The organism is Sporosarcina sp. P26b, assembly GCF_002743245.1.
In the GTDB taxonomy this organism is placed as follows: domain Bacteria; phylum Bacillota; class Bacilli; order Bacillales_A; family Planococcaceae; genus Sporosarcina; species Sporosarcina ureae_C.
Map to the genome: position 1 here is coordinate 37,570 of NZ_PDYW01000007.1, position 23,352 is coordinate 60,921.

Here is a 23,352-nt window from a genome sequence, read left to right on the forward strand (position 1 = left end):
AAAGGAAGGTTTCAGGAGAACTAAAAGTAGTCGATTTCGTGACAGCTTGGAATGTTTGTTCGCAGAAAGTGGAGGTGTGTTCCTATATCTGATAAAATGAATAGAAGTACGTTTTTAATGATAGACACTAAAGGAGTTTTCTATAGATGAACAAGATAACAGATACAAAATTATTACTTACGATTTGTGATGAATGTGAGCAACGTTTTTACAGAATGAGAGAAACTGATCATGAACCCGATTTCTTTGGAGAAGTAAAACCATATGCGGATCGTAGCCACAAGGCCATTGCCGATTGGGCAGATGAAATGAAAGTATGGATTAAGAAAGAAAAACCTCTTTATGTACATGAGGTCCAAATCGATTCATTGAAAGATTCGATGACACAATTCGTCGTACAATCTTTTTACAAAGCGACCGGTAAAAAGCGCTTTATCTTATCGATACGTGCAGGACGCTACACATTACAGACGGTTTTATCTGCGATGAACGCAGATAAAGGAGTGGACCACGTGAATGAATAAACACAGTATACCGGATACCATTCAAGAGCTATTTGCGGATTCTCGCTTTGGTCCTAATATCGCCTATATAGAAACAGTAAAAGAGCAAGAGGCGGTCATCGCGGAGTTTCCTCCGAAGTTGCATCCTTCCATTCGGAAAGCTTTGGCGATGAAAGGTATTACACAGTTATACAGTCACCAGAGACAAGCGTTTGACTCAGTTAGCGAAGGGCACTCTATTACTGCCATTACACCGACTGCATCAGGAAAATCACTTTGTTATCATTTGCCTGTATTGCAGTCGATTTTGGATGATCCATCTTCACGTGCACTGTACTTGTTTCCAACGAAAGCCTTGGCACAAGATCAACTAGCTGATTTACATGACTTGATTGAAGCGAGTGGAGAAACGATTTTAAGTCACACGTATGACGGCGATACCGCTCCAGGTTTACGAACGAAAGTCAGAAAATCAGGTCATATTATTTTGACGAACCCCGACATGTTGCATTCAGCCATATTACCCCATCATACGAAATGGATTTCATTGTTCGAGAACTTGAAATATATTGTCGTAGATGAACTTCATACGTATAAAGGTGTATTCGGTAGTCATGTGGCGCATGTTTTAAGAAGGTTGCAGCGCATTTGTAACTTTTACGGCAGCGATCCGATTTTCATTTGTACGTCTGCGACGATTTCGAATGCAAAGGAACTGGCAGATAATTTAACGAACAAAGACATGGTATTGATCGATCAAAACGGAGCACCACGCGGCAAGAAGCATTTTGTTTTCTACAATCCACCCATCGTCCATGACGTGTTTGGTATACGTAGAAGTGCCGTGCTTGAAGTACGTGATTTAGGTGCGTTTTTATACCAGCGCCATATTCAGACGATCATTTTTGCACGAAGTCGGGTGCGTGTAGAAATGCTTGTTACGTATATGAAAGAACTGACGAAGAAAAAGTTGTTTGATAAAACGGTAATGGGTTATCGTGGCGGCTATCTTCCGTCAGAACGGAGAACGATTGAAAGTGGCTTAAAGAACGGCGATATTCGTACAGTAGTAAGTACGAATGCGCTAGAACTCGGTATTGATATTGGACAATTGCAAGCTTGTATTATGACAGGTTACCCGGGAAATATTGCGAGTGCCTTGCAACAAGCAGGTCGTGCCGGTAGACGTCAGGAAGATGCGTTAATTATTTATGTAGCGCAATCAATGCCGCTTGATCAGTATATTATTCAACACCCGCAATACTTGCTCGGACGGCAGCCTGAAGAAATCCATATTCATCCGGATAATATGTTGATTTTGATGGATCATTTAAAATGTGCTTCATTTGAATTGCCTTTTAGTTCCACTGAAACATACGGTGAGTTTGAAGTGCAGGAATTATTAGCATTTCTTCAGAGCGAAGGCGTTTTATTACAAACGTCTGATAAATGGCATTGGATGACAGATCGTTTTCCGGCAGGTGAGATTAGTTTACGTTCGGCTTCGCAAGAAAATGTTATTATCATCGATCAAACATTCCCAAAAGAGACGCGCGTAATTGGAGAAATGGATCGTTTCAGCGCGATGACTTTATTGCATGAAGAAGCCATTTATTTACATCAAGGGACGCAGTATCAAGTGGAGATGCTCGACTGGGAAGAAAAGAAGGCCTATGTAACGGTTGTTGATGTTGATTATTTCACTGATGCAAATCTCGCAGTGGAATTGAAAGTTATAAGTGAAGACAAACGCATGGAAGACGGAGATCGAACACTAGCATACGGAGATTTAGCAGTGCTAGCGATTCCGACAATCTTCAAGAAAATAAAATTCGATACACATGATAATATCGGCTCAGGTCCAATTTCGTTACCTGCAGAAGAAATGCATACGTCAGGTACTTGGCTAACATTCGATGTACCAGAGGACTGGGAGAAATCGGACTTGACGGATGCCATGACTGCTGCAGCATACGTTATTCAGTCGTTAGTACCGTTATTTATTAAATGTGATCGCAATGATATTCACGTAGTTCCACAAGTGAAAGCGATTCATATGGAACGTCCTACATTCTTTATTTATGATAGTTATCCAGGTGGAATTGGATTAAGCGAGAATATTTACAGTCGTTGGCGAGAATTATTGATGCTATCTGCAGATCACGTGGCGGAGTGTCCATGTGAGTATGGATGCCCAGTATGTATCGGGGCACAGGAAGCAGGGCAGAAGGACAACAAACATCGAGCGCATAGTTTGCTGGCGGAGTTGGCGAAATGATTGAGGAGAGTTGGAGCTTTTGGCTTCGACTCTTTTTTTATAAAACATCCATTCGAGTAAATAGAAATTTCAACTATTTTTAGTAATAATTATAAAGCCATTTACTATATCAAACTATATTCTGCTATTATGAGTATGTAGAGCTATTAAACTACTAAATAATAGGGGGTAAAGACCAATGAAGGAAAGAACATTCCGGAAGTTTGGCGCGACGTTTGTTGTCGCTAGTGCAGTAGTAGTAGTAGCAGGGGCATCAGTTGGTGCAGCGGAGCAGTGGTATAGTGATGTGTCAAAGGAAAATACACATTATGCTGCAATTAAAGCTTTGACAGATCAAAACATTATCCAGGGGTATTCTGAAAATCTGTTTAAGCCAGGTAATTCAATTGAGCGTCGGCATGCGGCATTGATTTTAGCCAAGCTAGGCGACTTTGAAGAACCAACTAATGTAGGGGAAGTATTAAAAAAGTATAAAGACGTATCCGGTACTAGTTATTATGCAAAAGAGATGGCTACACTGACGAATGCAAATGTGTTCAATGGTGATGAAAAAGGTAACTTCAATCCGACAGCAGCGCTTACGCGTCAGCAAATGGCTAACGTACTTGTGAAAGCGCTTAATTTGGAAAAATATGATACGGGTGAAAAAGTTCAAATCAACTTATCGAATGTAGGAGAATCACATAAAAAAGGTGTACAAATCATGGCGAACCTTGGTTTGACAGATCAGCTAAATAACTTTAGACCGAATGAGCCTGTCACGCGCGGCGCATTTTCATCATTCATTCACCGAGCGCAGCAACTGCAACCAGAGTCAGACGACTTTACATTGTCATTGATGCATATGAATGATACGCATGCGCGTGTAGCGGAAATGCCGAAAGCGATTACCGCTATTAAAGAAGTTCGAAACGAAAAGCCAGATGCATTGCTTCTTCACGGCGGAGATGTATTCTCAGGAACATTATATTTCTCAGAGTTTGAAGGACAAGCCGATCTAGAACTGATGAATTTAATGGGTCTAGATGCAATGGTATTTGGTAATCATGAATTTGATTTAGGGAATAGTGTAAACGGTCACGAATCATTGGCGAATTTTGTGAAAGGCGCTAATTTCCCTGTAATCAGTAGTAATATAGATTTCTCTAAAGATGCTCATTTGAAAAGCCTTGTAAGCAAAACAGACTTTACAAGCACACCGGCATTGGGAGAAATTCATAAAGGCTTGATTAAGGAAGTGAACGGAGAAAAGGTTGGAATCTTCGGATTGACGACTGAAAGCACAGCGTTCGTTGCTAGTCCAGGTGCTGTAGAGTTCTTGGATTATAAGGAGTCTGCTGAAAAAGCTGTAGCTTATTTTGAGAGCCAAGGTGTCAATAAAATTATTTCCGTAAATCATCTAGGCTTTGACAGTGATCCGTCTGTAGGGAATGATTTACTTCTAGCTCAAGCGGTTGAGGGTATCGATATTATCGTAGGTGGGCATTCACATACGAAACTATCTGAACCTGTTATTGTCGATAAAAAAGCAAATGGAGATCAGAAGGACCTTACAGTCATTGTTCAAGCAGATCAGTACTTGACTCATCTAGGAACATTGGATGTAGAATTTGATAAAAACGGTGTAATTACAGGACAAGCGGGTAAATTAATCAGCTTAAAAGATAAAGCGGATGACGCTGAAGCTGCGAAAGCACTTCTGAAGTATTCAGGTAAAATCGATGAAACGTTTGGTAAGGAAATCGGTGCAACGTTAGAAGTAGATCTACCAAATCCAAGAAGTCGCGGAGAAGAAGGTCCGACTGACAGTGTCCGTGCCAATGAAACAGCACTTGGCAACTTAGTAACAGACGGAATGCTCGAAAAAGCGAAAGAATATGATGCAAAAACGGTAATTGCTCTACAAAATGGTGGAGGTATTCGCAATCACTTGAATAAAGGGCCCGTTACAGTGGGCGCTGTAATTGAAGTACTACCATTTGGTAATACATTATCTCTAGTCACACTAACAGGTGCAGAAATTAAAAATACGCTTGAGCATAGTGTGCGAAACTCCCCTAATGAAGAGGGCGGTTTCTTGCATATGTCTGGAATGAAAATGACATTTGACAGCAGTAAAAAACCTGGTGAACGCGTTCAGACAATGCAAGTGAAAATGAATGGTGAGTATGTAAATATTGAGATGGATCAAGAGTATGTTGTGACAACGAATGCCTTTACAGCTAGGGGCGGAGATGGCTTCGAGTTACTTGGGGAAGCGTATGAAAAAGGTCGCGTAGTGGATCTGGGATTAGATGATTGGGTCAACTTGCGCGATCATATGGTTAAGCTTGGAACAGTTAAGCCTGAGATTGAAGGACGCATTATTGATTTGAATAAGTAATGCGTGTTCACTGAAAATCGTTAGTGCTTAATCTAACGGATTCGGAACATGTGAAGGAAACGTTAAAAAACATAGCAAATGAGGACGCAATTCACAGGTGAATTTGCGTCCTCATTTTTGTCGTTGAATCAATATTTTCATTCTCCAGATTGATGAATTGTGTATGCAATAGTGCTGGCGGTCAGCCTGTTAATTGAAGGTTGGAATGATTTTTTTCGTAAGTAGTTTTGAAATAAATGAAAACGTTGAAGGCAAGAAAGTATTTTATGATAAAGTAGATTACAAAGGGATGGTTCCTTCAATGAATGGGCCAGATCAATGAGAAAAGTTAAGGGGATTGGGGTATGTTAAAAAAGGTTGTTAAGTATTGGCTAACCACTTGTTTAATTTTCTTAGTACTTATAACTATTACGCAATGGATATTTGATCCAGAGATTAGATGGATTCAAAATATAATAGTCGCTGTTGTTGCATATTTATTTCTTATAGTGATTGATTTGATTATCAAGTCATTAGCAAAAGCTAGAAAATAAATGTTTGGCTAATAACGATTCGGGCGCTTACATGGAATAAGAGCTGAGTTTAAATAAAGGTTGGTGGGAGACTTGAATCTAACATTTATAAGGCATGGTCAGGGAATTCATACACTGAATCCCCCAGATAGCTTACGTATCAAAAATCCATCCTTAACACAGAAAGGCATAGAACAAGCCAAATTATTAAGGCGTCAGTTCCCTTTGTCGGAAAACGATTTTATTATTATAAGTCCAACGAGGAGAACGCTGCAAACAGCTCTTATTTGGAGTAACGATACACAGTGTAGAAAAATTATAGATCCAAGGGTATCACCTAGGATGTTTCCTCAAAAAACGGAGGGGCTGACGCTTCCGTGTGACGAAATTATGGAGATAGAAGACATTAGAAACGAATTCCCCATCTTTGCCTTGGGTGAACATTGGTCCACCGAATTATGGACCAATGGTATAAATACTATGCCTGATCGGGAATTCAAAGTTCTTGGTGAGCGATTTCTTGGTTGGTGTAAACAACAATCAAAGGGAAACGTCTATATTGTTTCTCATGATGGAACCATCACATCTTACCGACAATTGATTTCTAATCGTTTATTTACGAGAGATGACTTTCTAGATGATGGTGGTTGGATAAATGTTCTGTATTAAGCAATAGGGCCATTTTCTTGAATGGGATGGGTTAGCTAATGTGATAGATTTTTGTAAGGAATGGGGATGAAAGATGAAAAAGTTCAAGGAAATTGAATACTGGGATTTAACCGAGAATCCAAAAGATGATATTTATAAAAGGCTTATAAAAGTGCTGTGTAATAATTCAGATAAGTTTTATTTTATCATGAGGAAAGAACTTAAATATAATCAAGAAATACTTGCACAATTTGAGCCTTACACTCTAGAAACTTACAAAACAAAAAAATGGGCAGGGACGGAAACAAAAGGTCCAGCTGCAACAGTTTTTGTTATGGAATCAAATGAAGAAACCTATAAGCTGTTAGTAAAATATGCAAATAGTTTATATGATTGGGTTGCTCCAAAGTTACCTGAAGACTTAACGTTTATAAAGAATAACTTTATTTGGTTTTCCTGTACGACGCACGAAGAATTTGCAGGTTTTTCAATCCGTTCAGACTATTACAAGAATCTAATCTTTGGAATTCAAGGTTTGAAATTGGAACCCTTAGAATAAATCGCCTTAAGGTAACTTTATTAAAACAAACGGGCCAGATTGTGAAACCGCCGTGCAGTATTTCACGTACCGTCAGTTGGTAAACTCTTTAACTGAGAAGGGCATGGGGATATTATGAATGAAAGATGTCCAGGTTTACTGTTATTAGCAGTAATTATATGGATTGCTTATTTTGTTTGTGCAATAATATTCGGTCACAGTATATGGTTTGTTAAGATCCTCAGTTTGGCATCTGTTACTCTTTTGGGAATATTGGTTTTTATTGTTTGGAAGAACAAAGAAAGTGAAACTGAATTGCGGGATTAATTAAATTACAACAATCGGGCCAAATAGTTTTGTAAATTTATTAGATAAAAAGGAGGGGTATGTTGAAACTTCCGAAAGTCTCAGAAATAAAATTTTTTAAATTAATGATACATTCGTTTGTAGTTGTTTTTGTTTTAACTCTAATAACGCTTTTTAGTAAAGACTTACTAGGGTGGGCACTTGGACATCCAATTGAAAAAGATGTTAGGTATGTATCTACTGGTTTATTTATGATGTGGTTGTTATTTGCATTGCAAAAAGATAAATATAAAAGACAAAATAACGATTGTTGACAACTCTATAAAACAATCGGGAGCGATTGCTGCATAAATAATCGTACCCATACCGCAATCGGGCCATTTTATTCGTTAATACAGCTATAAATGGCTTTATTAATTTATTCTAGAAGGAGTTGAGACAGATGTTTTACGCTCCACTTTTTGAAAATGATGTACCAGCTGCATTCTCCCGCTCTTGACGGAGAGAATGTAAAGTGTACTTCTCTCCGTTAAGGCGCTTATAAAAAGCCTGAAAACGGAGGGTGCGGAATGAAAAATACATTTATTGGTTCATTATATCTAATTTTAGCCTCTAGCATTTGGGGAGGCATGTATGTTGTCGTTAAAGTTGTGGTGGCAGTCATACCACCGGTTGAACTTGTTTGGATAAGGTATGTGATTGCTCTTCTTGCTTTAGTCACGATTGGACTGTTAACCAAACAGAACTGGAAGATAAAAAAACAGCATATTGGCCTTATAGTTGCGATTGCAGTTATAGGGTATGCGGTCTCTATTGTTGCCCAGGAAACAGGAACAATGCTTACTACTGCACAAATGGGCGCGATTATAACATCTACAACACCAGCATTCATGGTTGTATTCGCTAGTTTAATCCTGAAAGAGCGCCTGTCTATCAGAAAATTTGTTTCGGTGTTTTTGGCGACTGTTGGTGTGATTGTGATTGTTGGGGTCGATAATCTGGATATGTCCAGTATGCTTGGTGGTCTATCGCTTATTATAGCAGCGTTGACATGGGCACTCATGTCCGTGCTTATAAAACGTCTGCCCAATGATTATTCTCAAATCGTTGTCACAACATATGCGACTTTAATCGCTGTGATTATTTTAACTCCCTTTGTTATTCCAAGATTGCCTGAGATTAATATGAGTGATCTGGTCAGACCAGAGATTTGGGGAGGTTTAATTTATCTGGGGATTATATCTACAGCCATTGCATTTCTGCTGTGGAATCGTGGTCTACAAATGTTAAATGCATCCAGTGGTGGTCTCTATTTTTTCTTCCAACCAATTGTGGGAGCTTTACTAGGATGGCTGATACTTGGCGAAACGCTTACTTTCACCTTTTGGATTGGTTCCATCTTAATTCTCTTTGGTGTCTTGATTGTTATTAAAGACGAACATGGAAATCATCCTGAGAAAGCTTATTAAAAACGGATAACTGGGAACACAGATATTTAAAGGTATCTGTGTTCTTCTAGTTAATCTTTATCAGCTGAGTATTTATAGCTTTTATTCAATTTCACTATCGGGCGCAATTATGAAATAAAGTTCAGAAGCGCTCGCTCAGCTGCTCTTCGTTACAGCCAGCGACAGCGAGAGCGGTGACGAAGAACGGCTAAGCGAGTAGTTCACTGCCCGCCCATAGGTGATCGCTCTATATCGCAATCGGAAGATACTGTTAGCAATCACAAGGTAAATATTAAATTAAGTTAATGGAGCGTGAGAAGAAATGGTGTATCTAGGTCATAAACCACTGATAGAAGGAGAGAAAGTCGTTCTCAGACCTTTTAAGGATGAAGACTTTCCTTTTATAGAAGAATGCTTAAAGGATCCCGAAGTATTAAAATTGACTGGGAGCAGTTCGGATTTTAATAGAGAATCAACTCTCCACTGGTACAATACAAGAAATGAACAAACCGATCGCTTGGATTTGGCTATAGTTGACCAATCCCAGGGCTTTCTAGTTGGAGAGGTAGTAGTCAATTTATATGATGAAAAAAATCACAGCATGAATTTCAGGATACTTATTGGTCCGAGGGGAAGGAATCGTGGATTAGGAACTGAAACAACCCAACTGATAATCGATTATATATTTAATAACACGATACTGAACGAACTTACTTTAAGCGTTTTTGATTTTAATCCAAGGGCCAAGTATGTGTATGAAAAAGTTGGCTTTGAAATAGAAAGTATTGATAAAAACGATCTTGAATTTGAAGGAGAATGGATAGATTCTATCAATATGAAACTGGAAAAAGAAAATTGGCTTAAAAGAAAAAACAGTTGAAATAATCTTAAGTAGGGTAAATTACCTATATAACGACTACCGGTAAACTAGGGTACAAGTCTGTACCCAATCGTATCCCTGTCACTCATTTTATTCGTAGAATAGGATCGTTTGAGTGACAGAGAGGTGATAATCAAGTCGATTTTTTAATGTATCTCCACATGTTGCTGAATCACTCGCTGTCTATATCGATACCGTCACCGTATCCAAACCTTTCCTTACTCGTTGTACATTAAAATTTACAACGTATCCACGTTTTTTCCACTTGTTTACGAGAAGATCATTTATATGAATTAAATAGTACATACATCAACCATTTTTGGTTACTGGACAAATGTTTTTTCGATTCGTTTATCTGGGATGAACCAAATGATCGCAACTACTAAATACAAAGTATACGAAACAGCCGGTACCCAAAATGCAAACACGATCCCAGTTATATAAAGTAGCATGGACACTTTACCTTTCCAGTCAAAACCTATTTCTTTCGCTAAATCTGATTTGCCCCCTTCGCATTGAACGACTTGTTTTTGTAAGAATAAGTACGACACAGCACAAAGGAAAAGAATTACACCATAAAATAATGTCGGTACTGCTTCTAACGGATTCATTCCTACCCAAGCGGTCGAAAACGGAATGAGCGACATCCAAAATAACCAATGTAAATTACTCCATAGGACACGACCGTTCAACCGATTTAATTTATACACTAAATGGTGGTGGTTGTTCCAATAGATCCCCACATATACGAAACTTAGCATATAACTTACGATGGTCGGTATGAGTATGAGAAATGCTTCTTTATCAATGGCGGTTGGTGGCTTCAGCTCTAAAACCATGATCGTAATGATGATTGCTAGTACACCATCACTAAATGCTTCCATGCGACTTGTTTTCATGTAGTGACACTCTGCTTTTATCCTTCTTCTTTCTATTCACAAATTTGCTCTATTTCAAACAGTCATGACGTTATTTTTTATAGTATCCTTGTAACTTTTTACTATGGACTATTCAGGGACGCTTAATTATCCATTGTCCTGAAAATATTTTTAGTTGATGTATCCTTTACCGCATTATGCCTCTATATAGCATATGAGGAGATGAAAATGTATCTCCTACATTTGATTTCATTAGGAGGAAACTAGATGTATTTATTACTCAATGAACCATCATTTACATTGCAAACAACTTTAGTTATGGAAGTGGGATTGAATGAAGCTTTTTTGCTGCAGCATCTGCATTATCGTTCACTCATATCAAAAAATAAACGGGATGGATATACGTGGGTGTACAAAACTTACGAGGATTGGAAGGAAGAGATTCCATTTTGGTCACTCAATAAAATTCGGCGTACTATTTACAGCTTAGAATCTCAAGGGTATCTAATTTCGAATTCTTCGTATAATAAAATGAAAATTGATAGAACGAAATGGTATCGCATCGATTATACGAAGCCGATCTTCCAAATTCAAAATGGTACGGTGGATGTTTCAGATTGAAACGACTGCAACACAAAAAGAAACGACGGATGCACTCGAAATGGACAAATGGATTCATCCTTACTGGGTACACCAATAACCAATGTACTTTAAGTAAGTAAAGAATAAAGATATTGTCGAGATGAATCTCGACGTTGCATTTTTTAACAAACTATTTTTTAACGCACATACTATGTTAATTCATAGAATTTAGGGTAAAAGAAATAAGAGAGACTAACAGGAGGAGATCTATATGCCAGTTCAAATTAAACGAGTTTATGAAGAAGCAAAGAAAGCAGATGGAATGCGAGTTCTAGTTGATCGTGTGTGGCCACGTGGAATGAGCAAGGAAGATGCGCATGTGGATGAATGGTTAAAAGAAATAGGCCCGAGTAAAGAACTTCGTCAATGGTTTGATCATGATCCCGATAAGTTTGATGAATTCAAGGAAAAGTACAAAGAAGAATTAAAGAATAGTGAAGAGCAGAAGGAAGAGTTAGAGAAATTGAAAGACTGGACGAAAGAGCATAAGAAGAATATAACGTTAGTGTTTGGAGCGAAGGATGAAAAGAATAATCAAGCTGTAGTATTAAAAGAAATCTTAGATCGTCAACAAGTGTAATCATGACACATAAGAAAAGTCGCTACTCCTTTTGAAAGACAGAATACAATAAAAAAGTAATCAAGGGGTGAAGATAATGTCCATGTTCAAGCGTTTCGTAGTAAGGATGCGTGAAAGTATATGGTTTATTCCAAGCATTTATACGATTCTCGCATCCATTTTTGCGCTAGCCACGGTTTTAGTCGACACAAAGTATAACAACGCCTTGAAAGAGTACATACCTAGTTATTTCCGAACAACGGTGGATTTAGCACAAACGATTTTAGGTACGTTATCAGGCGCATTGTTAACTATGACAACCGTCACGTTCTCAACGATTATGGTCGTGTTGACGATGTACTCGTCACAATTTTCACCTCGAGCACTTCAGAACTTCTTGAATAAATCATCTACTCAACGTGTGTTAGGGATTTTTATGGGAGGCTTTGTCTACACCATATTGTCGTTACTATTCATGCGTAAAGCATCGATCAATCATGAAGTGATTTCTGCTTCTGTCGGAGTTGCGATTGCCGTGATCTGTTTAGCATTCTTCGCATTCTTCATACATAATGTCGGAACTTCGGTTCAAGTAAGTCGGCTTATTCGTGAATTAACGGATGATGTACTCACTGCGCTTGACAGTGAAAAGGATGGAATGAAAGAAAATCGCGTCGTGTGGAGCGAAGAGAAACCTTTCTTCGCACAGAGTTTTACTTTTGTTAGTGAAGTAAAGAGTGGAAACTTTGGATACATACAATACATCGAATATGAAAAATTGACGAAATGGGCAAATGAACACCAAGCGATCATAGATATAGTAAAGCCGATTGGTGCATTTTGTGGAACACATACGAGTATTGCCACGGTGTACTCTCAGAAAGAATTATCTAGTGATAACCTTTCATCACATTTCATATTAGGTGAAGAACGCTCGATTTTACAAGATGTAGAGTACGGTATCGAAAAAATTGTGGAAATTGCGTTGCGTGCGCTGTCTCCAGGAATCAACGATCCGAATACGGCTATCCGCTGCATTCATTCGATAGGGGAAGTGTTACAGCGAGCTGCTTTATTACCAGGGGGTATTGCGGTGACGTATACCGAGGAGAACAAACCGTGTTTGGTGGCGGCGTATCCAAGTTCGGAAGACTATTTTTATGCAGCGTTCAGCCAAATTAGTTATTACGGTAATGAAGATGCAAGCATTCTCAATGCTTTATTGGACGCTCTTCTGTATATTGCACGTAATTTGGAAGATGATAAAACGAAAAAACTCGTTCAGTTGATGACCAATTATGCGTGGAATCATTTCACTCATTCAGTACTTGAACCGTTAGACAGCGCAAGACTGCAAGAGAAGCGTCAAGTAATAGACGAACTAACGAAGTAAAAAGCAATACATGCCTAGTAAGCATATACTGCTTTTTACTGGATATTATCCATACGCTTTCTGATGTGCTTTTTTACGCTTAATATAATCTTCATCTGCACGAATAGCATCCCATCGTTCTTTGAAAATATTTGCAGATTCTGCCTTGATCGGATCCAAATCGCGTTCTTTTACCGTACCATCGTCATTATACTTTCGTCCGCTTTTATGATTCGCATAACGTCGTGCGCGGGTATAACCCATTTGAATGAATTTTCGTGCCATATCCATGCCAACAAAGTCGTCGTGTTTTCGATATTCTTCAAAGAGTTCACAAATTTGATCTGCCGACTCTTTTGCGATTTCAGGCGTTTTAAATCGCCAGTGAGGTAAAATTTCACTTTTATAAGGCTCGACCAATAACACACCTTGTTCTCCTTTGCCGACTCTATATAATTCAGGGTTTTTGCGTAAATCTAACGTACTGTAATCCAAATCATAATCGAATGGCATATACTCACATCCTTTTACTTCTATTTACCCACGTAGGAATGGTAAAAAACGTGAGAATACATAATGTAAAACACTTTACAACCGAACGTACATTCTTTATACTTGAATAAAGGGAGGGAACGAATGTGCGGTATTCATTAGAAAAGGCATTACAATATGGTGAAGTTCTCGAAGTGATGTATGAAGCAAAAGATGGTTCCATTAGCAAAAGGAAAATTCGTGTACTGAATATACATGGTAAAACATTTACAGCGTATTGTTTTTTGCGTAACTCCAAACGGACTTTCCTAATTGATCGTGTACTGGCAGTTGTTCCTGTAACGGTGAAAGAAGCGATTGTCATTTAATAAAAATAGTAATAGAAAGAAATCACGCGATGCATCCCTTTGCCAGGATCCATCGCTTTTTTGTTGATTTACGTCTGAAAATCAAATTTCATATAAAACTAAATAAATCATGTATAATTTAGAGAATAACGATTATTTCTGAGGTGAAGGTATGATAAACCAGAATGTACCGAACATAAAAGTGAATCCGTTCTATAGACAAACGGTTCAGCATATAGTGGATAGCCAACAAATAGGGGAACAGATAGATGAGTTGAATCGTCATGTCATATGAGCAGAAATTAATGGCGATGAAGTCGCTGTTGAAGAAGACGACAGTAGTTAAAGAAGTGGAAGAGACGTTTAAGGCGCCACCCGCACCCAGTTATGAAAAACGTTGGTTGACAACGGGCATGGAGAAAATAGAAAATGAATTCGGAGTCGTCTACAAGCGTGTAATTCATTATCCGCTAGATACGATGCACGGTGATTTTTGTTTGGGCGATGTAAAGCAAAAGTTGATGAAATGGTCTGAAGCTGATTATCTGCATCCATTAGCTCCGAATGCGGGCAAGCTTCTGTTTTTTGATACGGAAACAACGGGTTTAAAAGGCGCGGGAGCTGTTATTTTTCTCATTGGATTATTGGAATTACAATCCGATGAATTCGTCATGACGCAGTACGTCTTACCGAATCCCGACCATGAAGCAGCATTTCTTTATGCGTCAGAATTATGGAAAGAAGGACTCACACTCGTCACCTATAACGGGAAAAGCTTTGACTTCCCCCAACTCCAAACTCGTTGGTCAATGCATAGGAAACTATTACCGCCACTGCCTGTTCCACATCAAGTCGATTTATTACATGGATCGCGCCGAATTTGGAAAGGACAGATGGAATCATTCAAGTTGACCGAAGTAGAGCGAACGCAGCTAGGCTTTCATCGGAAGGATGATATACCTGGCCATATGGCACCTATTATTTATCAAGACGCGGTAAAAAACGGTCGTGCTGAAATTTTAATGAAAGTCATGTGGCATAATGAATGGGATATTCTATCGCTGGTGACGCTGTTTAGTCTGTCTACGGATATTGTCATGGATGAAACTAGTCAGCATAACGCCCAAATCGCAACAAATATTGCCAAGTGGTTCCAAGACCTTGGTTTGAAAGATCATAGTTATAAGGAACTTCAACGAATTGCGAAAGAGTACGGGACGAGTTATCCTATAACGCATTATCATTTAGGCTTTTTGTTAAAGCGTCATAAAGAATTCGACCGAGCCATACAATCATTTGAAATCGTCGCAACACATGGTACTGGTAGAGAACAAGTACTAGCTTACGAGGAACTCGCGAAACTATATGAACATCAAATAAAGGATTACTCGCTCGCATATGAGCGCATACTACGTGCAGATCAACTCTTGCAGAAACCCAATGAATTGACCATGCGTTTTAGTCAACGCATGAAGAAATCGATAGCCAAGCGGGAAATGCGAGTGAATAGAAAATTGTTTCCTGGGCAAGCGCAAGAAGCGCCACAAGAAGAACAATAGTCTTTTTCAGTAAGACAAAGAATGACAACATATGCTATAATGACCTTATGGAATCATAGATGGAAGGACGTTTTGTCATGGAATTAAAGCTAGATACGAAAACGATCTTGGAAAAAGAATTTAAGCAAGCTATTCGAGGGTATAAACAAGAAGAAGTAGACTGGTTTTTGGATGACGTCATTCAAGACTATGAAACATTCAAAAAAGAAATCGCACGTCTACAAGAAGAAAACACGAGATTGAAGTCAGAAGTCAATTCATCCCAGAGACGCTCTCAAACACCCGCACCTCAAACGACGAATATTGATATCATTCAGCGCATCGCGAATCTTGAAAGAGAAGTATTTGGCGACAAATTGGTTCAGCCTGAGCAGTAAAAATTAGATAGTGTAATGAGAGAACCGCCACAGTAAAATGTGGCGGTTCTTTTTCGATGTATTCATTTTCTCGTTTCGACGACTTCTTCTAGCGATTGAAACTCTTGAACGAAATCTAGATGAATGGCTTCCCATAAATAGTGGGACGCAATGGAACGTTCAGGCGCCCATAGTGGCGATTTCTCAATGAGTAGTTGACGTCGTTCAGCCTTTTCCACTCCGTACAGCCACTGTGCAGATCGCTGGATTCCTACGTCATCTACAGCGAGTATATCTGGTCGGCCAAGTGATAAGATCAAAAACATCTCAGCTGTCCATTTACCGATACCTTTGACGTGAATTAATTGCTTCAGAATCTCGTCATCGTCATATGTTGCGATGTGATCTAGATCAAGATCACCATTTGCGATTTTGTCTGCAAGATCCTTGACGTAGTCAGACTTTCTCATAGTCAAGCCAACTTCTCTCAACTGTTCTTTTGACGTCATGATTAAGCCGTCCACTGTTATATGCCCTCCAAGTAAATCGAGTAAACGAGCGTAGATCGCACTTGCAGCGTTCACTGAGATTTGCTGACCGATAATGGATCGCACTATGGATGATACATAATCTGTTCGTAAAGGTACTTCAATATCACCAATGAGCGATATTAACTGTTTCAGTCTTGGATCTTTTGCGCCAAGAGATTGGACTGCTGGATCCCGTGTAGTTATGTGAAGTATTTCCAAAGCGCTCACCTCAAGTATTCAAGTTGTAAAGAATCAGACACCATCTTTCAACCATTTCGCCGTCAATGTATCAGCAGAAAGCATTTCTTGCGGTGTACCTTCAAAGAGAATCGTTCCTCCTCGTTTTCCTCCGCCCGGACCGAGTTCAATTACCCAGTCACTAGCTGCGATGAAATCTAAATTATGTTCAATGATTATGACTGAATTGCCTTTGTTTACAAGTCTCTGAAACAGTTCCAGTAGCTTGCCATTGTCACTCATATGCAATCCTAATGACGGTTCGTCTAATAGATAGATTTGTCCTTCGTTTTGTAAATGGCTCGCCAGTTTAAGCCGCTGTATTTCCCCGCCGCTCAATGAACTCGTCGTTTGTCCTAGCGTAAGATAATTCAACCCGACTTCATCCAGCATATCCATTCTTTTTAATATCTTCGGCATAACGAAATGTTCTTTCGCTTCGTCTACTGTTAACTCTAAAATTTCTGCAATGTTTTTCCCTTTGTACACATAGGAAAGGGCTTCATCTGAATAGCGCAATCCGCCGCAAGCTTCGCATACAACAGTTACCGGATCCGCAAATGCGACGTCAGGCGTAGTTACACCTTTTCCGTCACATACAGGACAAGCGCCTAACGAGTTAAAGCTAAATAGTCCTGCGGGTTGTCCTGTTTCTTTCGCTAGGATTTGCCGAATATCATCCATGATTCCCATATACGTAGCTAGTGTAGAACGGCTAGAGATCCCAATACGTCCTTGACTCACTTTAATGATGTCAGGATATTTTGCCGAAAACGCTTCAAATAATAAAGAACTTTTACCTGAGCCTGAGACGCCACAGACAGAAACAAGTACATTTTTAGGGATATCAATGGATACATCTTTGAGGTTGTTAGTATTCGCCTTCGTCACGACGAAATGATCGTTTGATTCGCGTGGGTGCATATTGATTTCTAATTTGTGATCGAGTTTCGTTAATGCAGAAGCCTTCTGTAATCCATCGGGCTTGCCTTGATAGACGATTTCTCCGCCTGCTGCGCCTGCACCGGGGCCCATTTCCACAATCTCATCTGCCACTTTTATAACGGATAAATCATGTTCGATCACAATGACGGTATTATGGTTAGCTTTTAGACCTTTGAGCATGCCGATTAACATATCCACTTCTTCTGGATGAAGACCTGCGCTTGGCTCATCGAAAATATAACTTATATTGTTTAAACTACTTCCTAAATGCCGTGCGATTTTGACTCGTTGTGCCTCGCCACCCGAAAGTGTTTCCATTTTTCGAGACAAGCTCAAATAGCCAAGACCTAAGTCAATCAGTTGTTGTACATTGGGAATTGCCTGTCGTGCGATAGACTCGCCAAGGGGATCAGATATATTTTGCAGTTCGGGCAAAAGCTCTGTTAATTCCAATTTATCGTATTGAGCAATATTGAAACCGTTAATTTTAGATTTCAACACTTCTGGATTTAATCCTGAACCGTCACAAGTAGGGCATAATGTATGCGTCGACACCGCCAGCACATCTTCTTGTGACGTTTGTTTAAGTTTCGTAATATCCCGATTAATATAGAGACGTACAAATCTAGGCAATAATCCATCCCACTCATGATCATGCGGACCATCTTTCGTGTGGAATGGCGCAAACACTCTTTCGCCTTCAGGAGGTCCATAAATCAATAAATTATATTGATCTTCAGGGTATTCTTTAATCGATAAGTCGGGATCGAATAACCCACCTGTCATCATCCATCTACCTTGCCATCCAGAAGGCGACAACGGCTTAAACTTCACAGCGTATTCTCGAAGCGACTTGTCCAAGTCGATAATTTTATGCAAATCAGGATACACTACTTCGCCAAAGCCATTACATTGCGGACATTTACCGAATGAACTTTGATTAGAGAAGTCTGTAGCCGAACCGATTGCGGGTGTACCGATACGCGAGAACAATAGACGAATCAATGGATGAATGTCCATATACGTCCCAACTGTTGAGCGAGTATTACCTCCAACCGGCTTTTGCTCTACTACGATAACTGGACTCAAATGCTGCATTAAATCAGCACGCGGTCGTTCATAACGAGGCATTTGGTTTCGTACGTAGAGTGGGTAATTCAATGTCATTTGCCGTCTACTCTCCGTTGCCAGCGTATCAAACACTACCGAACTCTTGCCCGATCCCGACAAGCCGGTAAACACCGTTATCTGTTCCTTTGGTAAATTTATATCTATATTTTTCAAATTATTCTCTCGTAATCCACGTAAAACAATCTCATCTTTGTTTTCCTTCATATAAGAGCCCTCCTCTACACAGTAAAAAGTAGTTCTGCTAGATGATTTCCCTAAATTACAGAAGTTACACTATGTAATTTGAAGAATTGATAAGTAGGAGTATGCAGGGGCTTCAATTCAAAACTACTCTCAACTCACTTTCCATTTCGGTAACATTTCACAACAACAATTAAATCTAACACTTTCCAAACGAATCCATTGTGTAAATTCGAGTTCTGGTGTATACTCAGGAGTGCCATAGAGAGTATTCAGGTAATCGCTGCAACTTCGGTTGTAGAGGAAAGTCCATGCTCACACGGATCTGAGATGACCGTAGTGTTCGTGCTCGGTGAAAAAATAAGCCGGGGCAATGCATTTGCATTGATGGCGGGAATAACTCCTAAGTCTTCGGATATGGACTAGATTCTCTGAAAGTGCCACAGTGACGTAGTCGGCATGGAAACATGTCGAGTGGAACGGGTAAACCCCACGAGTGAGAAACCCAAATTATGGTAGGGGCGTTCTTCCGAAAGAATTCAATGGAGGAAGGAACAGGCAATTGTCTGTAGATAGATGATTACCACTTCAAGTACGAGGCGCGAGCCGTTTGAGTACCGAAGAACAAAACATGGCTTACAGAATATTCTATGGCATTTATCTTACAATTTGCTCTCCTACAGTTTTGGGAGAGTTTTTCTTTTTATAGAAGCGAACGTATACATATACCTTTCTACAGATAGAAGGGACATATTGACCGAAACAAGAGAATGGAGTGTTGAAACATGAGTAAATACAATTTAGTAGCAACCGCTGCCATGGGGCTCGAATCCATCGTAGCATCTGAAATAAAAGATCTTGGCTATGAATGTCAGACAGAGAACGGAAAAGTCTATTTTTCGGGAGACGAAGAAGCAATCGCAAGAGCGAATATGTGGTTGCGCGTGGGCGACCGAGTACGAATTATTGTGGGCGAATTTAAAGCCTTCACATTTGATGAGTTATTCGAACGCACGAAAGCTTTGCCATGGGAAGAGTTCTTGCCAGTAGATGCGGCGTTCCCTGTGTCTGGTAAATCCGTCAAGTCCAAATTATTCAGTGTACCTGACTGTCAGGCAATCGTGAAAAAAGCTATAGTGGAACGTTTGAATAGCGCCTATAAACGTACTGGTTTCTTAAGCGAATCAGGTCCGCTCTTTAAATTAGAAGTTTCTATATTAAAAGATACCGTAACATTGACGATAGACTCAAGTGGTCAAGGCTTGCATAAACGCGGCTATCGTTTGGCTCAAGGGGATGCACCATTGAAAGAAACGATGGCTGCTGCACTCGTTAAACTTTCAAAATGGAGCCCGAACCGTCCATTTGTTGACCCGTTCTGTGGATCGGGTACGATTGCGATCGAAGCGGCAATGATTGGACAAAATCTAGCTCCAGGTTATAACCGTTCGTTCTTAAGTGAAGAGTGGCCATGGATGCAAGCGGATGTATGGGATCGTATTCGCGAAGAAGTAGAAGACGTTGCGAAGTATGATTTACAACTTGATATTCGCGGGTTTGATGTAGATCACAACATCGTCTCTGTGGCACAACGTAATGCGATGGAAGCAGGATTCACCGATTTGATTTCATTCGAGCAACGGGACGTGCGTGACTTGAGACTTGAAGGAGAAAACGGCGTCTTGATCGCCAATCCACCGTATGGTGAACGACTCGGTGAAGTGGAAGAAGCAGAAGATATTGCAGAAGTTCTTGGTGAGATTATGACACAATATCCATCATGGTCCGTATATATTTTATCTTCACTTGAAAACTATGAAACGATGTACGGCAAACGTGCAACGAAAAAACGTAAACTATTCAACGGATTCATTCGGACGGATTTGTATCAGTTCTGGGGAAAACGTTCATAATTAAACGAGCAGGAAGAGGAAGAGATGCCTCTTCCTTTCGCTTGCATTCAGGAGGAGTCAGTATGAATACAAAAATTCCATTTGAGTTGGATAAAGGTCAAACATTTTTTGAATCTCTCAACGATTGGCTCGGCGATACGCTATATGATGATTTAACAGAAAAAGGATTCGAATGCCGTGATGAGCAGATTTACATGGCATTTCAAATAGAAAAAGCCCTGAAAGAAAAGAATGTGTTGCTTGCGGAAGCGGGAGTAGGTACGGGAAAAACGATTGCGTACTTATTGCCAGCTATTGCCTATGCGCGTTATACAGGGAAGCCAGCTGTAATTTCCTGTGCAGATGAAACACTGATCGATCAATTGATCAAAGAAGAAGGCGATATTCAAAAATTGAGTACGGCTCTGAATATGACAGTGGACGTCCGTTTAGCTAAAGCACGCAATCAGTATATTTGTTTGAAGCGTCTAGAAGAAACTAGCATGAAGACGAATGAAGATTTTGTCGATTTGGTTGAAGATCAAATACCGGAATTCGTTCATGCCGAGCGTTCATTGCAGTCGGTATATCCTTACGGTGAGCGTTCGGATTATCCTTATTTGGCTGATGAAGAATGGGAAATGATCAATTATCATCCGATCATGCAGTGTGCGGCTTGTGATATTCGTAACCGTTGTGGGCAAACTATTCATCGTAATCATTACCGCGAAGCTGCGGACTTGATCATTTGCTCGCATGACTTTTATATGGAACATTTGTGGACTAAGGAATCGCGCGTCAGACAAGGGCAGTTACCTTTATTACCTGAAGTGTCGATGGTGGTCTTTGATGAAGGACATTTGCTTGAGTATTCCGCTCAGCGTGCATTGACATATGAAGTGCAAGAGCAAACGATTATCAATTTGCTGGAGCGTATTATGGTCGATGGAATTCGTGAGAAAACATTGCAACTAATGGAGCAATTGCTTGAAACACATGAACTATTTTTCACCCAGCTGAAAACGAATGCAATTCAAAATGACAATGAGCGCTTGACAATCGAAAAGAACCAAGAAATGATGAGTCTCGCTGCAACTGCTGTTTCATTATCTCATGAACTGCTTGAAGAGTTTGTCTTTGAAGGTGAATTGTATGTCATTCCGGAATATGATTTAAAAATTGTTGAAGAGTATTTGGAGCAATATATTTATTCCATGGAATTGTTTGCTGGCGACAATGACGCAGTGGATTGGCTTGAAAATCGACGTGACGAAAGTACATTACTTATTATGCCAAGACTTGTAACGTCTATCTTGAAAGAAAAGTTATTTACGGGGACTATGCCGATCATCTTCTCGTCTGCCACACTATCCGTTGAGGAATCATTTGATTATTTGGCGTACAGTTTAGGTATCGTTGATTATCAATCCTTCTCCATCGCTTCACCATTTGATTATGAAAACGTTATGAAAATTCATTTGGAACAAGGAACTACTGAAGAGAATGTCACACGTCTTTCCGAGTTATTAGAAGTTGAGGAGCAGACATTGGTATTATTTAGTTCCAAGCAATCGATGATGGATGCTTACGACCAATTACCGCTTGAACAGAGCGTTATGGTGACGTATGAAGGCGAGCGTTCACTTTCTTCATTGGTGAAAGACTTCCAGCAACGCAAAGTGAATGTTTTCTTCTCCTATCATCTTTGGGAAGGTCTGGACTTGCCGAATGATGCGTTGACGCGTGTCATCATCTTCGACTTGCCATTCCCGCCACATGACCCATTGTTTGAAGCAAGAAGAGAGTTTGCGGAAGATCCGTTTGACGAAGTCGATCTACCCTTTATGCTGTTACGTTTGCGACAGGGGATTGGTCGATTGATCCGAACGAGCGATGATCATGGCTCAATTCATATGTTTATGAAACCTGAGAATACAGAATTGCTACCGGTCATTGAGCGTGTACTCCCTGTACCGTTCTCTTGATCACAATAGAAAAAGCGTGCAGACGTCGGAGTTTATTCCGGCATCTACACGTTTTTTTATATTATCGTTCTTCGTCAATTGTAAGCAATAAATTGAGGATCTGGTCATCTTCAAATTTAACTGGAATTTTAAATGCTTGTTTAAAGCCATAAAATTTCGTTTGGCCCGTCATGACAGTAGGTGGAGAAATATCTAGCGTCAGCTCATCTTTCTCCAAAACGGTACATAGATTTCCTGCAATCATATTGCCAAGCTCGCCAGTGAAGGATTCGGCCATTTCTCCTTCGATTTGCATGCCAAACATCGCTTGACCGATTTCGCTAATAATCGAATGAGTAGGTTCTACAATTAAACGGCCTTTGATATCACCGATCAGTCCAATTAATACACTGATTTCACGTTGTTCGTATGGTTGTTGTATAAGGGCGGGAGAGAGGACTTGGAATTTCAGTGGGACGACAGTAGTGAGTGATGAAATCGTCGCGTTCAAAACTTTTTGTACGTTTGTTGCTGTATCCATCTAAAGAAACACCCTTTCACAAATGCGTTAGTAGTTCAATCATATCACTAAACATACCTAAAAGACTAGAAGAATTTGACGGAGATAGTCATACTGTCATGATTCCTTATGATTCTTCCTGTTTATCTATTTTTTGTTTTATAGCAAATGAGGTACTTATTGCTTTCGCCCTCTAAATAATCAATCTTCTAAAGTAACTATCTATTTTTTCACGCATTAATGGTATGATGA

At 39.7% G+C, this 23,352-nt stretch carries 22 protein-coding genes and 1 other RNA gene; 18 read left to right on the plus strand and 5 right to left on the minus strand.

The genetic code is table 11. The features are described 5' to 3' along the window. Positions 1-146: 146 nt before the first annotated feature. The 9 genes from CSV69_RS08825 to CSV69_RS08870 all read left to right on the plus strand — a co-directional run bounded on the left by CSV69_RS08825 (position 147) and on the right by CSV69_RS08870 (position 9,496). Positions 147-524 (plus strand): YppE family protein, encoded by a 378-nt coding sequence (locus tag CSV69_RS08825; RefSeq protein WP_099693208.1) that lies wholly within the window; start codon positions 147-149, stop codon positions 522-524. Continuing rightward, the gene (locus tag CSV69_RS08830; protein ID WP_099693209.1) at positions 517-2,781 is read left to right on the plus strand and encodes a DEAD/DEAH box helicase; all 2,265 of its coding nucleotides are present in this window, start codon (positions 517-519) and stop codon (positions 2,779-2,781) included. Before CSV69_RS08825 ends, CSV69_RS08830 begins: the two co-directional genes overlap by 8 nt. A gap of 178 nt (positions 2,782-2,959) precedes the next feature. Further along, complete coding sequence (locus CSV69_RS08835) at positions 2,960-5,164, plus strand: 5'-nucleotidase C-terminal domain-containing protein (RefSeq protein WP_099693210.1); 2,205 nt, start codon at positions 2,960-2,962, stop codon at positions 5,162-5,164. A 344-nt stretch (positions 5,165-5,508) separates the two neighbouring features. After that, complete coding sequence (locus CSV69_RS08840; protein ID WP_085428836.1) at positions 5,509-5,697, plus strand: hypothetical protein; 189 nt, start codon at positions 5,509-5,511, stop codon at positions 5,695-5,697. A gap of 63 nt (positions 5,698-5,760) precedes the next feature. Beyond that, positions 5,761-6,345, plus strand: a complete 585-nt coding sequence (locus CSV69_RS08845) for a histidine phosphatase family protein (protein ID WP_233192357.1) — start codon at positions 5,761-5,763, stop codon at positions 6,343-6,345. 73 nt (positions 6,346-6,418) lie between these two features. Next, positions 6,419-6,883 (plus strand): hypothetical protein, encoded by a 465-nt coding sequence (locus CSV69_RS08850; RefSeq protein ID WP_099693211.1) that lies wholly within the window; start codon positions 6,419-6,421, stop codon positions 6,881-6,883. 368 nt (positions 6,884-7,251) lie between these two features. Then, on the plus strand, positions 7,252-7,482 hold the full coding sequence (locus CSV69_RS08860; protein ID WP_085428840.1) for a hypothetical protein: 231 nt from the start codon (positions 7,252-7,254) through the stop codon (positions 7,480-7,482). A gap of 255 nt (positions 7,483-7,737) precedes the next feature. Further along, entirely contained in the window at positions 7,738-8,637 is a 900-nt protein-coding gene (locus CSV69_RS08865) for a DMT family transporter (protein WP_099693212.1), read from the plus strand. A gap of 301 nt (positions 8,638-8,938) precedes the next feature. Then, positions 8,939-9,496, plus strand: a complete 558-nt coding sequence (locus CSV69_RS08870) for a GNAT family N-acetyltransferase (protein ID WP_099693213.1) — start codon at positions 8,939-8,941, stop codon at positions 9,494-9,496. Between the two features lie 323 nt (positions 9,497-9,819). On the opposite strand, the gene CSV69_RS08875 is transcribed toward CSV69_RS08870, so the two are convergent. Then, positions 9,820-10,395 carry a TMEM175 family protein gene (locus CSV69_RS08875; RefSeq protein ID WP_099693214.1) on the minus strand — a complete coding sequence of 192 codons (576 nt, stop codon included), beginning with the start codon at positions 10,393-10,395 and terminating at the stop codon, positions 9,820-9,822. Between the two features lie 246 nt (positions 10,396-10,641). Here CSV69_RS08875 and CSV69_RS08880 point away from each other — a divergent pair, with 246 nt between their 5' ends. The 3 genes from CSV69_RS08880 to CSV69_RS08890 all read left to right on the plus strand — a co-directional run bounded on the left by CSV69_RS08880 (position 10,642) and on the right by CSV69_RS08890 (position 12,968). After that, positions 10,642-10,995: a hypothetical protein gene (locus tag CSV69_RS08880; RefSeq protein WP_099693215.1), complete on the plus strand. Its 354-nt coding sequence runs from the start codon at positions 10,642-10,644 to the stop codon at positions 10,993-10,995. A gap of 232 nt (positions 10,996-11,227) precedes the next feature. Continuing rightward, positions 11,228-11,596 carry a DUF488 domain-containing protein gene (locus CSV69_RS08885; protein WP_099693216.1) on the plus strand — a complete coding sequence of 123 codons (369 nt, stop codon included), beginning with the start codon at positions 11,228-11,230 and terminating at the stop codon, positions 11,594-11,596. Between the two features lie 76 nt (positions 11,597-11,672). Further along, the gene (locus tag CSV69_RS08890) at positions 11,673-12,968 is read left to right on the plus strand and encodes a DUF2254 domain-containing protein (RefSeq protein WP_099693217.1); all 1,296 of its coding nucleotides are present in this window, start codon (positions 11,673-11,675) and stop codon (positions 12,966-12,968) included. A gap of 45 nt (positions 12,969-13,013) precedes the next feature. Here the strand turns inward: CSV69_RS08890 and CSV69_RS08895 are convergent, their stop codons facing one another. Next, positions 13,014-13,460 (minus strand): DUF4385 domain-containing protein, encoded by a 447-nt coding sequence (locus CSV69_RS08895; RefSeq protein ID WP_099693218.1) that lies wholly within the window; start codon positions 13,458-13,460, stop codon positions 13,014-13,016. A gap of 125 nt (positions 13,461-13,585) precedes the next feature. Between CSV69_RS08895 and CSV69_RS08900 the strand changes: the two genes are divergently transcribed. From CSV69_RS08900 to gpsB, 3 genes are all read left to right on the plus strand, one after another. Next, positions 13,586-13,807, plus strand: coding sequence for a transcriptional regulator (locus CSV69_RS08900; RefSeq protein WP_099693219.1), 222 nt, complete (start codon positions 13,586-13,588; stop codon positions 13,805-13,807). A 263-nt stretch (positions 13,808-14,070) separates the two neighbouring features. Then, a complete protein-coding gene (locus CSV69_RS08905) occupies positions 14,071-15,345 on the plus strand; it encodes a ribonuclease H-like domain-containing protein (protein ID WP_099693220.1) in 1,275 nt (424 codons plus the stop codon). Positions 15,346-15,422: 77 nt separating this feature from the next. Continuing rightward, positions 15,423-15,722 carry a cell division regulator GpsB gene (gene gpsB, locus CSV69_RS08910; RefSeq protein WP_083036176.1) on the plus strand — a complete coding sequence of 100 codons (300 nt, stop codon included), beginning with the start codon at positions 15,423-15,425 and terminating at the stop codon, positions 15,720-15,722. A 62-nt stretch (positions 15,723-15,784) separates the two neighbouring features. On the opposite strand, the gene CSV69_RS08915 is transcribed toward gpsB, so the two are convergent. Next, on the minus strand, positions 15,785-16,459 hold the full coding sequence (locus CSV69_RS08915) for a DNA-3-methyladenine glycosylase family protein (protein WP_085428849.1): 675 nt from the start codon (positions 16,457-16,459) through the stop codon (positions 15,785-15,787). Positions 16,460-16,483: 24 nt separating this feature from the next. Next, positions 16,484-18,748 carry an ATP-binding cassette domain-containing protein gene (locus CSV69_RS08920; protein WP_099693221.1) on the minus strand — a complete coding sequence of 755 codons (2,265 nt, stop codon included), beginning with the start codon at positions 18,746-18,748 and terminating at the stop codon, positions 16,484-16,486. Between the two features lie 244 nt (positions 18,749-18,992). On the opposite strand from CSV69_RS08920, the gene rnpB reads away from it, so the two are divergent. The 3 genes from rnpB to CSV69_RS08935 all read left to right on the plus strand — a co-directional run bounded on the left by rnpB (position 18,993) and on the right by CSV69_RS08935 (position 22,601). Further along, an RNA gene (gene rnpB / locus CSV69_RS08925) (RNase P RNA component class B) lies at positions 18,993-19,368 on the plus strand. Between the two features lie 141 nt (positions 19,369-19,509). After that, positions 19,510-20,637 carry a THUMP domain-containing class I SAM-dependent RNA methyltransferase gene (locus tag CSV69_RS08930; RefSeq protein ID WP_099625647.1) on the plus strand — a complete coding sequence of 376 codons (1,128 nt, stop codon included), beginning with the start codon at positions 19,510-19,512 and terminating at the stop codon, positions 20,635-20,637. Positions 20,638-20,699: 62 nt separating this feature from the next. Further along, positions 20,700-22,601: an ATP-dependent DNA helicase gene (locus CSV69_RS08935; protein WP_099625648.1), complete on the plus strand. Its 1,902-nt coding sequence runs from the start codon at positions 20,700-20,702 to the stop codon at positions 22,599-22,601. 61 nt (positions 22,602-22,662) lie between these two features. On the opposite strand, the gene CSV69_RS08940 is transcribed toward CSV69_RS08935, so the two are convergent. Next, positions 22,663-23,121, minus strand: coding sequence for a chemotaxis protein CheX (locus CSV69_RS08940; RefSeq protein WP_085428853.1), 459 nt, complete (start codon positions 23,119-23,121; stop codon positions 22,663-22,665). Between the last annotated feature and the right edge of the window lie 231 nt (positions 23,122-23,352).